At 64.9% G+C, this 14,030-nt stretch carries 9 protein-coding genes; 5 read left to right on the top strand and 4 right to left on the bottom strand.

What is annotated here, in order from left to right:
- The first annotated feature begins 16 nt into the window (after positions 1–16).
- The gene (locus ISX93_RS04890) at positions 17–1,564 is read left to right on the top strand and encodes a flavin-containing monooxygenase (RefSeq protein WP_229732035.1); all 1,548 of its coding nucleotides are present in this window, start codon (positions 17–19) and stop codon (positions 1,562–1,564) included.
- Between the two features lie 8 nt (positions 1,565–1,572).
- On the opposite strand, the gene ISX93_RS04885 is transcribed toward ISX93_RS04890, so the two are convergent.
- The 3 genes from ISX93_RS04885 to nifJ form a co-directional block, all read right to left on the bottom strand.
- The gene (locus ISX93_RS04885; protein WP_195777580.1) at positions 1,573–3,603 is read right to left on the bottom strand and encodes an AarF/UbiB family protein; all 2,031 of its coding nucleotides are present in this window, start codon (positions 3,601–3,603) and stop codon (positions 1,573–1,575) included.
- Positions 3,604–4,074: 471 nt separating this feature from the next.
- On the bottom strand, positions 4,075–5,085 hold the full coding sequence (locus tag ISX93_RS04880) for a dihydroorotate dehydrogenase-like protein (RefSeq protein ID WP_195777579.1): 1,011 nt from the start codon (positions 5,083–5,085) through the stop codon (positions 4,075–4,077).
- Positions 5,078–8,704 carry a pyruvate:ferredoxin (flavodoxin) oxidoreductase gene (nifJ, locus tag ISX93_RS04875; protein WP_195777578.1) on the bottom strand — a complete coding sequence of 1,209 codons (3,627 nt, stop codon included), beginning with the start codon at positions 8,702–8,704 and terminating at the stop codon, positions 5,078–5,080. The genes ISX93_RS04880 and nifJ overlap by 8 nt, the downstream gene beginning before the upstream one ends.
- Before the next feature lie 252 nt (positions 8,705–8,956).
- On the opposite strand from nifJ, the gene gloA reads away from it, so the two are divergent.
- Positions 8,957–9,349: a lactoylglutathione lyase gene (gene gloA / locus ISX93_RS04870; protein ID WP_195777577.1), complete on the top strand. Its 393-nt coding sequence runs from the start codon at positions 8,957–8,959 to the stop codon at positions 9,347–9,349.
- A gap of 44 nt (positions 9,350–9,393) precedes the next feature.
- On the opposite strand, the gene ISX93_RS04865 is transcribed toward gloA, so the two are convergent.
- Positions 9,394–10,221 carry an SDR family NAD(P)-dependent oxidoreductase gene (locus ISX93_RS04865; protein WP_195777576.1) on the bottom strand — a complete coding sequence of 276 codons (828 nt, stop codon included), beginning with the start codon at positions 10,219–10,221 and terminating at the stop codon, positions 9,394–9,396.
- Between the two features lie 235 nt (positions 10,222–10,456).
- On the opposite strand from ISX93_RS04865, the gene ISX93_RS04860 reads away from it, so the two are divergent.
- Genes ISX93_RS04860 through ISX93_RS04850 form a run of 3 tightly spaced genes read left to right on the top strand, consistent with a single transcriptional unit; the run spans position 10,457 to position 13,897 of the window.
- Complete coding sequence (locus ISX93_RS04860) at positions 10,457–12,052, top strand: GMC family oxidoreductase (protein WP_195777575.1); 1,596 nt, start codon at positions 10,457–10,459, stop codon at positions 12,050–12,052.
- 16 nt (positions 12,053–12,068) lie between these two features.
- A complete protein-coding gene (locus ISX93_RS04855; protein ID WP_195777574.1) occupies positions 12,069–13,091 on the top strand; it encodes an enoyl-CoA hydratase/isomerase family protein in 1,023 nt (340 codons plus the stop codon).
- On the top strand, positions 13,088–13,897 hold the full coding sequence (locus tag ISX93_RS04850) for an SDR family NAD(P)-dependent oxidoreductase (RefSeq protein WP_195777573.1): 810 nt from the start codon (positions 13,088–13,090) through the stop codon (positions 13,895–13,897). Before ISX93_RS04855 ends, ISX93_RS04850 begins: the two co-directional genes overlap by 4 nt.
- The last annotated feature ends 133 nt before the right edge of the window (positions 13,898–14,030 follow it).

The following is a 14,030-nucleotide window of genomic DNA, read 5'->3' as shown; positions in this document are numbered from 1 at the left end:
TTGACGGAGAGCCCAGATGAATTCAGCAGCTGCAGCAGCATTTACCATGCGCAAGCATGTCGATACGGTAATCATCGGTTCCGGTTTTGGCGGCCTGTGCATGGCCATCAAGCTGCGCGAAGCCGGTAACGACAACTTCGTGGTGCTGGAGAAGGCTGCCGATGTCGGCGGCACCTGGCGCGAGAACAGCTACCCCGGCGCGGCCTGCGATGTGCAATCGCACATGTATTCGTTTTCCTTCGCCCCGAAGAACGACTGGACCCAGCGCTATGCCGGCTTCCAGGAGATCCAGCAGTACATCCTGGATACCACCGAGAAGTATGCCATCCGCCCATTCATTCGTTTCAATTGTGAAGTCAGCGGCCTGCAGTTCGACCAGGCCAGCGCTCAGTGGCGGGTGGACACCGCTACCGGCGAACAGTATCTGGCGCGGCATGTTGTGCTGGCTTCCGGGCCGCTGCACGTGCCGTCGATTCCGACCCTGCCCGGGCAGGAGCGCTTCCAGGGCAAGATCTTCCACTCCGCGCAGTGGGACCATGCCTACGACCTGACCGGCAAGAACGTGGTGTCCATCGGTACCGGCGGCAGCGCCATCCAGTACGCGCCGGAAATTGCCCCGCTGGTGAAGCGGCTGAGCATCCTGCAGCGCAGCTCGGCCTGGGTGATTCCGCGGGATACCCGCCGGTACGCCGAGTGGGAGAAGCAGCTGTTTGCCCGCGTGCCCTTGCTGCGCAAGCTGCACCGCGCTCGCCTTTACTGGAGCAACGAGTCGCGCGTCTGGCCGCTGTTCGCGCCGCGGATCGCCCAGGGTCTGCAGAAGCTCGCCCAGTTGTTCATCAAGGCCCAGGTCAAGGATCCGCAACTGGTCAAGGCGCTGACCCCCGATTACACCATCGGCTGCAAGCGCATCCTGATTTCCAACAAGTGGCTGCCGATGTTCAATCGCGACAATGTCGAGCTGGTCACCAGCGGTATCCAGGAGCTGCGCGAGCACTCGGTGCTGCTCAAGGACGGCCGCGAACTGCCGGCGGACTGCATCATCCTCGGCACCGGCTTTGTCACCGACCCGCGCATCTACATGAAGAGCTTCCCGTGCAAGGGCCTGCCGGGACACGACCTGATGCAGGACTGGAAGGAGGGTGCCGAGGCCTATTACGGCACCACCGTGAGCGGTTATCCAAACCTGTTCCAACTGGTCGGCCCGAACACCGGCCTGGGGCACAATTCGATCGTGTTCATGATCGAAGCCCAGGTGCATTACGTCATGCAGTGCCTGAAGCTGCTCAAGCAGAAGGGTGCGGCCTATCTGGACGTAAAACCCGAGGCGCAACGCAGCTTCAACGAGAAACTGCAGGCAAAATTCAAGGGCACGGTTTGGCAGTCCGGCTGTTCCAGCTGGTACCAGCAGGCTGACGGGCGCAACGTGGCGCTCTGGCCCGGCTCGACCTGGCGCTTCTGGCAGCAGACCCGGCGCGTGAATGAGGCGGACTACAGCTTTACCCGCATCAATACCGCGCAGGTTGAGCGGCAGCCGGCCTTTGGCACGGAGCCTTCAGCCGCCTGAGGCGCGGCTCATTGCCCGGATTGCGGCAACAGCGCAAGCACCCGCTGCTTGATTGGCGTGATGCCCAGCATGTATTGCAGCAAGCGCTTGCGTGTCGCCTCCAGGGCTAACCGGCCAACCGAGACCGGAAAGCTCCAGCTCACCTCCAGTGCATCCAGCACCATCGCGCTGCGCGGCAGGCCACTGTAGATCGCCATATAGGAGCCGATCATGGCGGTCACCGAGCGCGACAGGTGCATGTATTCGCCCTTGATCACCAGGCCCTGACGGGTAAAGCCACTGGCCAGGCGCATGGCCAGGTCGACGCGCTCGATCAGGCCTTCACTGCCTTCCTCGTACAGTGTGCGGGCGAAATCGTAGCTCAGCGGCGTGACATCCGAGGCGGCGAAGGCCTTGATCACCAGCGCTTCGATTTCCTTGCGCTCTTTTGCGCTCACCTTGCCGGCAACGCTCATCTCGATGACCGCGCTGACCACCGCATCGCTATCGCCGGACAGCACACCCTGCAGGTAGTTCAGCGCCGGACGCCAGATGCCTTCCAGTGAAACGGTATTGCCCCAGTCGATGAAGAACAGCTTGCCACTGGGGTCCACCAGCACGTTGCCCGAATGCAGATCGCCGTGAAATTCACGGTACACCAGCATCTGCGTCAGCATGGCCTGCAGGAAGGTACGGCCGATCTGGCGGCGGATTGACTTCTTGCGCAATGGCGAACCGATCTGGAATGCGCTGGACAGCCCCTGTGCACCATCCACCAGCTCCATTTCGATGACGCGCCTGGAGCTGATGAACACTTCGGGCACATGCCAGCCGTCGGTGGCTCGGGTGCGCTGGGCAAAACGGGTCTGGTTCTGCGCTTCGGCTTCGAAATCCAGTTCGCAGTTGAAGCCCTCGACAAACACGTCGATCTGGTCCAGCCAGGAATTGAAGAAGGGTGCCAGCTTGGAATGCGGGGCCCAGTAGTGGCTGCTGACGATGGCCAGCTTGATCACCGTCTTGCCGATAAGGAACTCGCGCGCCAGGTTGTGCCGGCCGACCTTGACCACTACCGGTACCAGGTGGCGCTGGCCCTTGCGCGTCGGCTTCATCGGCTTCTGCGCCAGGTAGACCGAAGCGATCGAGCCTGATTTCAGCGGCTTGCTGGCGTCGAAGCCGAAGTAGCGATCGCCCGGCAGCTCGCCGAAGCTTTCGAGAAACGCCTGCTCCACCTCGTCCGCGGTCATGGGGTCGACATCCTCGCGGAACACTGCCAGTGACTCGGCCATTTCCTGCGGCAGGAAGTCGGAGTTGGAGGCGGCTACCTGGGCCATCTTGATGAACAGCGGGCCGAACTCGCGGACCATCTGCGCGACAACGTCGGCCTGGCCTTTGAGATCTTGCGGATCGACTTCGAAGAACTGCCGGACGAAACGCAGGGCGCGGATCTGCCGCTGGAAGATCGCCAGGTCCTCGCGCACCACGCGGGCGCTGAGGGCTATTTCGCGCAGCTTGCGGTCATTGATCCGGCGCAGGCCCTTGAGCTGGTTGATCAGCTCGACCAGCAATGGCTCATAGGCGCTGATCAGGATGCGCGCGACGTCCAGGCTGACCTCGCCGAGGCCGCGCAGCTCGGGCTCGCTCATCAGCTCGTCGAAGAAGCGCCAGAATTCGTCGGAGACTTCCTTGGGGATGTTGATCAGGCTGCGTTTGTGCACCTGGTCGACCAGGAAGCGGATCAGGTCCTCAGTGCTGCTTTCGTTGGGCAGCAGGCGCCGCTCGCGCATGCGCTCGGTGAGGATGCGCAATTGGCCGACCAGCGGATGCTGGGCGATCGCCTCGAACAGGCCGTCCAGCGCCTGGTGCAGCTGCGGCTCGGTGACTTCCTCTTCGGCATTCAGCAGGTCGATCAGCGGCCCCAGGGTCTTGAGGATGCGGGCCAGGCCGACGGTCATTTCGCCGGTCGAGCGCAACGCCCATTGGGCGCGATCCTTGAGTACCGGCAGGAACTCGCCAAAGCTCAACGACAAATCAGCAGGGATCGGCTTGGGGGCGCGTGGCATCAGGGTTTCCGGGGGAATGTCAGACAGCGCCAGGCAGAGCAACCGGCAGCAAACATGATCAGGTGGGCGCGCATTTTGGCCCATGCGCGGGATAAAAGTAAGCGCCACTTATCCGGCCGGGCGGCCGGCATGCGCTCCGGTGTGGCGAGCGGCCGGTCAGCGGCTGGTCGAGGCGCGCGGCCGGATCCGCAACTGTCCGTTTGCCGCGGCTTGCGGCACATGGGGCCTGGGTCCGGGGCTTGGCGTAACGCATCCTATTGCTCCCGCCCTGCGAATCCAATTGATCGCGCCCCTGCGGCGCACGCGTCAACCAGCAAGCATGGGGTGGGCCTTGGCCCGCCGTTGCCAACCGCTGGGCCGACCTGCCGTTTCGTGTTTTTGGTGGGCTGAAGCCCACCCTACGCCCACCCGACGACAAGCGAGAATTCAACCTATAGCGAGTACGGAGCCTTTGCCAGTCAGCCATCCCGGCTAATAGCGCACCCCCGCCGGCGGGCTGAAGGAATCCAGCGCATTCAGGTAGGCCGCCCGCGCAAAGCGGCTGGGGTCGGGCAGGTTCTGCTGGCTCATGGCGCCCTTGAGCTGCGCCACCGAGGCGTACTCATGCGCTTCCATCCACGCCTGGATACCCTGCAGGACCTCGGCCAGGGCTTGCGGGCCGCGCTGCAGCAGGGCGCTGGCCATGTGCACCGCGTCGGCACCGGCCAGCAGCATCTTCAGTGCATCTGCGGGCTGATGGATCCCGCCGCTGGCCGCCAGGCTCAGGCCGCTGCGCCCACGCAGCACGGCGATCCAGCGCATCGTCAGCAGGGCATCGCTGGAGGACGACAGCTGCACGCGGTCGACCACGCGCAGGCTGTCCAGGTCGATGTCCGGCTGGAAGAAGCGGTTGAACAGCGACACCCCGGCCGCGCCGGCCGCTTCGGCCTGGCTGACGAAGTTCGGCAGGCTGGAGAAGAACGGCGTCAGCTTCAGGCACACCGGAATGCTCACCATGGCCTTCAGTTCGCGCAGCAGGGCCAGGTAGTGCGCCTCCTGTTCGGCGGCGGCTATCCGCGGGTCGCCGGGCATGAACCAGCTGTTCAGCTCCAGCGCGTCGGCGCCGGCCGCCTGGATTTCCCGGCCCAGCTCCAGCCAGCCGCCGGGGGTGGTGCCGTTCAGGCTGGCCACCAGCGGGATCGACAGGCGCTGCTTGTACCGGCTGATCTGCTCCAGGTAGCGGTCGAGCTTGCTCTGGTAACTGTCGCGCAAGGGCAGGTGGCCGGCGGACTCGCCCAGGGTGTCCGGGTTGAGCAGGAAGCGTTCGAGCATCTGCTCCTCCTGGCGCACCTCCTCCTCGAACAGCGAGTGCAGGACAATCGCCGCGGCGCCGGCATCTTCCAGGTGCAGCAGCGGGTCGAGGTGGTGACTGAGCGGGCTGGAGGAAGGCACCAGCGGGTTCTTCAGCGGCAGGCCGAGATAGGTGGTGGATAGATCAGGCATGCGGTTCTCCTGTTTGCGCGCCGCTGGGTTCGGCCTGCGCGTCGAGGGTGGTTTCCGGCAGGGCCAGGCCGGCCAGTTCGACGTATTCCTGGTGGCGCAGGCGCGCATCGCGCCCGGACTGCCGCATGAATTGCGCCGAGGCCTCCGGTTGCTGGCGTTCAAGCACGCTGAAGCGCGCCTCGTTGCCGGCGAAGTCGCGGAACGGCAGGCTCGGCGCGGCGCTGTCGACGGTCAGTGGATTGAGCCCGCGCGCACGCCTGCGCGGGTCATAGCGTAGCAGCGACCAGTGCCCGGTCTTTACCGCCAAGTCCTGCTGGGTCAGGTTGTGCGCCAGGTCGATGCCGTGGGCGATGCACGGGCTGTAGGCGATGATGAGGGAGACGCCGGGGTAGCTTTCGGCATCCAGGAAGGCCTTCAGCGTGTGGGTGTCCTTGGCACCATAGGCGACCTTGGCGACATACACGTTCTCGTAGTCCATGGCGATGCGCGCCAGGTCCTTCTTGCGGTTGGGCTTGCCGCCGGCGGCAAACTTGGCCACCGCGCCGAGTGGCGTGGACTTGGAGTTCTGCCCGCCGGTATTCGAGTAGACCTCGGTATCCAGCACCAGGATGTTCACGTCCTCGCCGGAAGACAGCACATGGTCGAGGCCGCCAAAGCCGATGTCATAGGCCCAGCCGTCGCCGCCGATGATCCAGACGCTGCGGCGGATCAGGCTGTCGGCGATGCTGTCCAGCGCACTGGCTGCCGGCGTTGCCAACACGGCGAGGGTTTTGCGCAGCTCGGCAACCCGTTCGCGCTGTTCGTGGATGCCGGCTTCGGAGTCCTGCCTGGCGTTCAGCAGGGCCTCGACCCGTGCCGCCCCCACTTCGCCGGCCAGGGCGCGCAACTGGGTCGCGGCGGCGGCGCTCAGCTGGTTGCTCGCCAGGCGCATGCCCAGGCCGAATTCGGCGTTGTCCTCGAACAGCGAGTTGTTCCACGCCGGACCGCGGCCCTGGGCATTGGTGCTGTAGGGGGTGGTCGGCAGGTTGCCGCCGTAGATCGACGAGCAGCCGGTGGCGTTGGCGACCAGCATGCGCTCGCCGAACAGCTGGGTGGCCAGACGGATGTAGGGGGTTTCGCCGCAACCGACGCAGGCCCCGGAGAACTCGAACAGCGGCTCCAGCAGCATCGAGCCCGGGATCGTGCTGGCCTTCAGCAGGCGCCGGTCGTAGTCCGGCAGGTCGAGGAAGAACGCCCAGTTGGCGGCTTCCTCGGCGCGCAGCGGCGGCTGGTCGGCCATGTTCAGCGCCTTGCGCGAGACGTTCGACTTGTCGCGGATCGGACACACATCCACGCACAGGGTGCAGCCGGTGCAGTCCTCCGGCGCCACCTGGTAGCTCATCAGCAGGCCGTCCGGGTAGTCCTTGCTGCGCGGTGTCATTGACTTGAAGCTGGCCGGGGCCTGCGCGGCCAGTTCGGCGGGGAACAGCTTGGCGCGGATCGCCGAGTGCGGGCAGACGAACACGCACTTGCCGCACTGGGTGCACAGGTCGGTTTCCAGCACCGGAATCTGCAGCGCCAGGTTGCGCTTTTCATACCTGGCGGTGCCGGTCGGCCAGCTGCCGTCGGCGGGAAACAGTGACACCGGCAGGCTGTCGCCATGGCCGGCGATCAGCGGCAGGGTGAGCTCGCGGACGAAGTCGCTGACCTCCAGCACGGGAATCCGCGCGGCAACGGCTGGCGGCAGCGTGACCGCTGACGGCAGTTCGAGCTGCTGCAGGCTGGCGAGGCTCTGGTCGATGGCGCGGTAGTTCAGTTCGGCGATGCGCCGGCCCTTGCGTCCGTAGGTTTTCTCCACCGCGTGCTTGATCGCGGTGATCGCTTTGTCCTGCGGCAGGATGCCGGAGATGGCGAAGAAGCAGGTCTGCATCACGGTGTTGATGCGCCGGCCCATGCCGGCGTTTGCGGCCACCCGGTAGGCGTCAATCACGAAGAAGCGGATCTGCTTGTCGAGCATCTGCTGCTGCATGGCCGGCGGCAGGCTGGCCCAGACCTCGCCGCTCGGCAGGCTGCTGTTGAGCAGGAACACCGCGCCCGGCGCGGCGTGAGTCAGCAGGTCGTGGGTTTCGAGGAAATTCGGCTGGTGGCAGGCGACGAAGCGTGCATCGCCGTCGCCGGTCAGGTAGGCCGAGCGGATCGCTTGCGGGCCGAAGCGCAGGTGCGAGACGGTCATCGCCCCGGCCTTCTTCGAGTCGTAGACGAAGTAGCCCTGGGCCTGCAGTTCGGTTTCATCGCCGATGATCTTGATGCTGTTCTTGTTGGCCGACACCGTGCCATCCGAGCCGAGGCCGTAGAACACCGCGCAGTAGGCTTCGCGCGCCGCATCGGTACGAAAGGCGGCGTCCCACGGCAGCGACAGGCCGCCGAGGTCGTCGTGGATGCCGAGGGTGAACTGGCGCCGGCTGGCCGGGTCGGCGAGGGTGGCAAAGGTCGCCACCACCATGCCCGGGTTGAATTCCTTGGAGCCCAACCCGTAGCGCCCGCCGAGCACCCGCGGCATCCGCGCAAAGCGTGGTTGCGGGTTGCCCTGATCTTCCGCCAGTGCGGTCAGCACATCCTTGTACAGCGGTTCGCCGGACGCGCCCGGTTCCTTGCAGCGATCGAGCACGGCGATCTGCCGGGTTGTCGCGGGCAGGGCCGCGAGCAAGGCGTCTGGCGCCCATGGACGGAACAGGCGCACCTTGAGTACGCCGACTTTCTCACCCTGCTGGTTCAGGTGCTCGATGGTTTCCTGCACGGTTTCCGCGCCCGAGCCCATCAGCACGATGACCCGCTCGGCATCGGTGGCACCAACATAGTCGAACAGCCGGTAGTGCCGTCCGGTCAGCGCGCCGAACTGCTGCATGGTCTGCTCGACGATCGCGGGGAAGGCGTCGAACCAGGGGTTCTGCGCCTCGCGGGCCTGGAAGAATACATCGGGGTTCTGCGAGGTGCCGCGCAGCACAGGATGTTCGGGCGACAGGGCGCGCTGGCGATGGGCGGCGATCAGCTCTGGCGGTAACAATTGTTGCAGCACGTCGTCGTCCAGCGGGTGGATCTTGGCCACTTCGTGGGAGGTGCGGAAGCCGTCGAAGAAGTGCAGCAGCGGCAGGCGCCCGGCCAGCGAGGCGGCGGTGCCGATGGCGGCCAGGTCCTGGGCTTCCTGCACCGAGTTGGAGGCGAGCAGGGCAAAGCCGGTGGCGCGGGTGGCCATCACATCGGAGTGGTCGCCAAAGATCGACAGCGCATGGGTGGCGATGGCGCGGGCGGCAACATGAAAGACGGTCGGCGTCAGCTCACCGGCGATCTTGTACATGTTCGGGATCATCAGCAGCAGGCCTTGCGAGGCGGTAAAGGTGGTCGCCAGCGCACCGGCCTGCAGCGCGCCATGCACGGTGCCGGCGGCGCCGCCCTCGGATTGCAGCTCGACCACCCGCGGCACGCTGCCCCAGATATTGCTCCGCCCCTGGGCGGCCCATTCATCGGACAGCTCGCCCATTCCGGAGGAGGGCGTGATCGGGTAGATGGCGATCACTTCGGAAATGCGAAACGCCACATTGGCGACGGCTTCGTTGCCGTCGATGGTGAGCATTCTGGGCATGCTGATTCCTGCGCAATAGGCGCCAGTGCCGCGGTTCGGCCTGGCCTGGGCTGATGCACCGATTCTAGGGCTATTTGTGCCTGGCAGCCGGCGCCGTGCGGATTTCTGGACAAAGCCTGACCTGGGTCAACGTCGTCGCCGCACGCTGGTCGGGGCTGCTTTCGGCTGCTTTCGGCTGCTTTCGGCAAATGGCTAATCCGCGCCGCTGGCGGCACAATGGCGCAACTGACCGTGAATCTTCCGAGGTGCTCTATGCGAATCCTGCACACCATGCTGCGCGTTGGCGATATGGACCGTTCCATCGCCTTTTATACCGAAGTGCTGGGCATGACCCTGCTGCGCCGCAATGACTACCCGGACGGCGAGTTCACCCTGGCCTTTGTCGGTTATGGCGACGAGGCGCACAACAGCGTGCTCGAGCTGACCTACAACTGGGGCGTCGACCACTACGAGCTGGGCAGCGGCTACGGCCACATCGCCCTGGAAGTGGAGGATGTCTACAAGGCCTGCGAGGATATCCGCGCCCTTGGTGGCAAGATCACCCGCGAGCCCGGGCCGATGAAGCACGGCAGCACGATCCTGGCGTTCGTCGAGGATCCGGACGGCTACAAGATCGAGCTGCTCTCGGCGCACCGCGGCGACTGAGTGCTGCCCCTGTCCCTGCCGTTGGCCGGGCAGGGGGGGCGGTTTCAGAGGTAGCCGACCTTGGCCGCGGTGCCGAGGGTGATCTTGAACAGCAGGCGGCGCGAGAGGCGCTTGAGGTGATAGAGCAGGCGCGAATAGGGGCCGGTCAGCACCAGCGTCTTTCCCGTGATGACCGCCTGCACCACGTCATTGGCCACGACTTCCGGCAAGCAGCCTTCCTTGCGGTAGTAGGCCTGCAGGCGCTGCAGCTGCTCGCCCTGCATGGACGGCGCGGCGCCGCTGGCGGTGATCGCGGTGTTGATCACGCCCGGGCAGACGTCGGTCACGCCGATCCGGGTCCCCGCCAGTTCCATGCGCAACACATCGCAGAAACCTGCTACAGCAAACTTCGAGGCCGCGTAGGAGGCCATCGAGGGCGACGGCGCATAGCTTGCGGTCGATGACACGTTGACTACCTGGCGTGGCCCGCCGGCGGCGAGCATCAGCGGAATGAAGTGGTAGCAGCCATGCACCACCCCCATCAGGTTGACGTTCAGCACGCGCTGCCACTGCTCCAGACCGCTGTCGAGGAACTTGCCCAGATAGGCGATGCCGGCATTGTTGAACAGTACGTCGGGGGCGCCGACCTGTTCGTGCACCCACGCGGCAAAGGCCGCCATGGCGGCTTCATCGCTGACATCCACGGCCTGCAGCAGGCAGTTGACGCCCAGCGCCTGCACTTCCTGCTGCAGGCTCTGTAGCGGCTCCAGGCGCAAATCGCTGGCGATGATGTGCGCGCCCTGGCGGGCGAAGGCCAGTGCCGCCGCCCGGCCGATTCCGGAAGCAGCGCCGGTGATCAGTACCTGTTTGTCTTTCAGTTGGGGAATCGCCATGGCGCTGCTCCTGAATAAAATTTTAAGTGGTTACACTTTAGTGACCATACCGAGTTCGAGCGGAATATTCACGGCATTTTTTGGGGTGCTCCCGACAGCGCCGTGGGCGTGGCGAGTGATGGTCCTGACTTGCCGTAATTATCAATTTTCCGCCGGTATTCAACTGTTCAGCGGCCAGGACAATCCCCAGACTCGGGCACGCATTTTTCGAGACCGCTGCTGAGGAAGGCTGTGCATGCAAGAATTTGATTATGTGATTGTCGGGGGCGGTTCCGCCGGTTCTGTCCTGGCCGGGCGCTTGAGCGAAGACTCGGCGATTCGCGTCTGTCTGCTGGAAGCCGGCGGCCGTGGCGACAGCCAGGTGGTCAAGGTGCCCATGGGCATGGTCGCGATGATGCCGACCACGCTGAACAACTGGGCCTTCGACACGCTGCCGCAGCCCGGGCTGAACGGCCGCATCGGCTACCAGCCGCGCGGCAGGATGCTCGGTGGTTCCAGCGGCAGCAATGCCATGGTGTATATCCGCGGCCATCGCTGGGACTACGACCACTGGGCCGCGCAGGGCAATCCGGGCTGGTCCTACGCGGACCTGCTGCCGTACTTCAAGCGCTCGGAGCACAACGAAACCCTGCACGACGAATGGCATGGCCAGGGCGGCCCGCTGAATGTGGCCGAGCTGCGCAGCGACAATCCCTTCCAGGGCTATTACCTGGACGCGGCCAGGCAGGCTGGTTTTCCGTTGATTCGCGATTTCAATGGTGCCGAGCAGGAAGGCGTGGGCATCTACCAGGTCACCCAGAAAGGCGGAGAACGCTGGAGCTCGGCGCGGGCCTACCTGCATCCGCATATGCAACGGCCGAACCTGACGGTGATCACCGGCGCGCGTGGCCGCCGGGTGCTGTTCGAGGGGACACGTGCTACTGCTGTGGAATATTCCTGTGGCGGACGTGTCGAGCAGGTGGCGGCGCGCCGCGAAGTGCTGCTCTGCGCCGGTGCCTTCCAGTCGCCGCAACTGCTGATGCTCTCCGGGGTCGGTGACAGCGAGCAGCTGCGCGAGGTCGGCATCGAGCCGCTGCATCATCTGCCGGGCGTCGGCCAGAACCTGCAGGACCATCCGGACTTCGTGTTTGTCTACAAGGCCCGCGACTACGGCCTGTTCGGCCTGTCACTGGGCGGCAGCCTGCGCATGCTCAAGGAATTCTGGCGCTACATCACTGGCCGGCGCGGCATGCTGACCAGCAACGTGGCCGAAGGCGGGGCTTTCCTCAAGACCGACCCGAGCCTGCCGGCGCCGGACGTGCAGCTGCATTTCGCCACCGCCTTGGTGGTCAACCACGCGCGCACCCTGATCCCCGGGCATGGCTATTCCTGCCATGTTTGCCTGCTGCGGCCGAAAAGCCGCGGCAGCGTGAAGCTGCGCAGCGCCGATCCGGAGGATGCGCCGCTGATCGATCCGAACTTCTTCGGCGAGCCTGAGGACTTGGAGGTGTTGGTCAAGGGCTTCAAGCTGACCCGGCAGATCATGGACGCTCCGGCCCTGGCCTCGCGCCGGCATACCGAGCTGTTCACCGCGCAGGTGCACAGCGACGAGCAGATTCGCCAGGTACTGCGCGAGCGCAGCGATTCGGTCTATCACCCGATCGGGACCTGCAAGATGGGCAGTGACCCGCTGGCGGTGGTCGATGCGGAGCTGCGCGTGCATGGCCTGCAGGGCCTGCGGGTGGTGGATGCGTCGATCATGCCGAGCCTGATCGGCGGCAATACCAATGCACCGACTATCATGCTTGCCGAGAAGGCAGTCGATCTGATCCGCGCCCGGCGGATTGCCTGAGAGGAGGGCCGGCAACATGCATACCTGGATAAGGCAACGTCGCGAAGGTTCGGTGCTGTGGCTCGAGCTGGAACATCCGCCGGTGAACTTTCTCACCGTGGATATCTGTGCCGAGCTCTACCAGTGCTTTCGCAGTGCCGAGCAGGACGCCGGGATTCGCAGCATCGTGCTTGGCGGCGGCCTCACGGATTGCTACATCTTTCACTTCTCGATTCCCGAGTTGCAGTGCATTGGTGTGGACAACCGCCGGCTGGGCCTGGATCGTCTGGTGCAATCGGCGCTCGGCGCCCGTCTGCTCAAGTCATCGGCGGCACTCAGCCTGTGGCTGATGGAGCGCTCCAGCTGGTTTGCGGCGCGCCTGCTCGGGCTGGCCCGGCGCTTGCGCTCGCGCAGCTCGACGCTCTATATGTGGCTGCAGATGATGGCCGCCTACAAGGCCATCGAGCAGTCCTCGAAGGTCACCATCGCGGCGATCAATGGCACCTGCAATGGCGGTGGTACCGAGATGGCGGCCTGTTTCGACTTCCGCTTCATGGTCGAGGACGGCGGTTTCACCATTGGTCAGCCCGAGGTGCTGATCGGCATCATCGCCGGGGGCGGCGGCAGTCAGCGCTGGCCGCGGCTGCTTGGCAAGGCCAGGGCGCTGGAGTTCATGCTGCTCTGCGAGCAATGGACACCGCAGCAGGCGAAGCAGGCCGGGGTGATCACCGATCACTTCGGCAAGGCCGAGTTCCACTCCCGCGTGCAGGCCTTTGCCGAGCGCTTCGGCCAGCGCAGTGCGGTGGCCGTGGCGGAAAACAAGCAGGCGGTCCGGCGTGGCCTGGAGTGCGGCCTGAACCAGGCGCTGGCGATCGAGATGGTTTCGAGCTTGCGCTGCTGCAGTGACCCGTCTACCCAGCAGGTACTGGCGGAGTACGCCGAAATACTGCAGCAACAAGTCATTCAGGCGGAAACTCCCGCCAGCATTCCCGCGCTGATGCAAGCGGTTCAGGCCACGAGCATTACCCGGCATTTTTCCCAGCAGGAGAACCCGCAATGAGTCAGCATGATTATCAGGGCAAGGTGGTGGTCATCACCGGTGCCGGTTCAGGAATCGGTCGCGCCCTGGCGCAACAATTTGCCGCTGCCGGTGCCCGCCTGGCGCTGTCGGATGTCAACCAGGCAGGGCTGGCGGAGACGCTGCAGCTGTTGCCGGCCGGGTGCGAGGCACGCGGCTACAGCCTGGATGTGTCAGCGCGCGAGGCAGTGTTCGCGCACGCCGCTGAGGTCCAGCGCGACTTCGGTGCCGCCCATGTACTGATTAACAATGCCGGTGCGACCATCGTCGGCACCATCGCCCACACTAGCATCGAGGAGTTCGAGTGGCAGCTGGGGATCAACCTGTGGGGCGTGATCTACGGCACCAAGGCGTTCCTGCCGCTGATGCTGGAGCAACGCGAGGGTTGCATCGTCAATATCTCCAGCGTGTTCGGCCTGATCGGCTTCCCCTTGCAGGGCGCCTACAATATCTCCAAGTTTGGTGTGCGTGGTTTCACCGAATGCCTGTGGAGCGAGCTGGAGGGCACCGGGGTGCGCGCCGTTTGCGTACACCCGGGCGGGATCAAGACCAACATCGAAAAGGCCGGCAGGCGGGTCAAGGCGGCTGGCCGCGAGGAAGAAATTTTTGCCAGCCAGGGCAGCAAGATGCTGACCACGCCGCCGGAAGCCTGTGCGGCCGATATTCTTGCCGGCTTGCGGCGCGGCCAGCGGCGGATTCTCACCGGCAACAAGTCGAGCACGCTGTTCTGGCTGGCCCGGCTGTTTCCCAATACCTATCCGCTATTGCTGCGTCTGCTGGCCAGGTGAGGGGTTACTGATTGTGGATGCGCGGTTGAGCCGTGGTTGCTGTCCTCGCCACAGCTCGATCAGCGCTTGCGGAACCTGGCTGATCTGCATTCTGTCACTTGTTTGGCGTCAATTGATCAGAGGGGTGGCGATT

Origin of the sequence: Pseudomonas sp. N040, from assembly GCF_015637705.1 — a bacterium.
Taxonomy (GTDB): domain Bacteria; phylum Pseudomonadota; class Gammaproteobacteria; order Pseudomonadales; family Pseudomonadaceae; genus Aquipseudomonas.
This window is presented reverse-complemented; position numbering and strand designations above follow the sequence as displayed.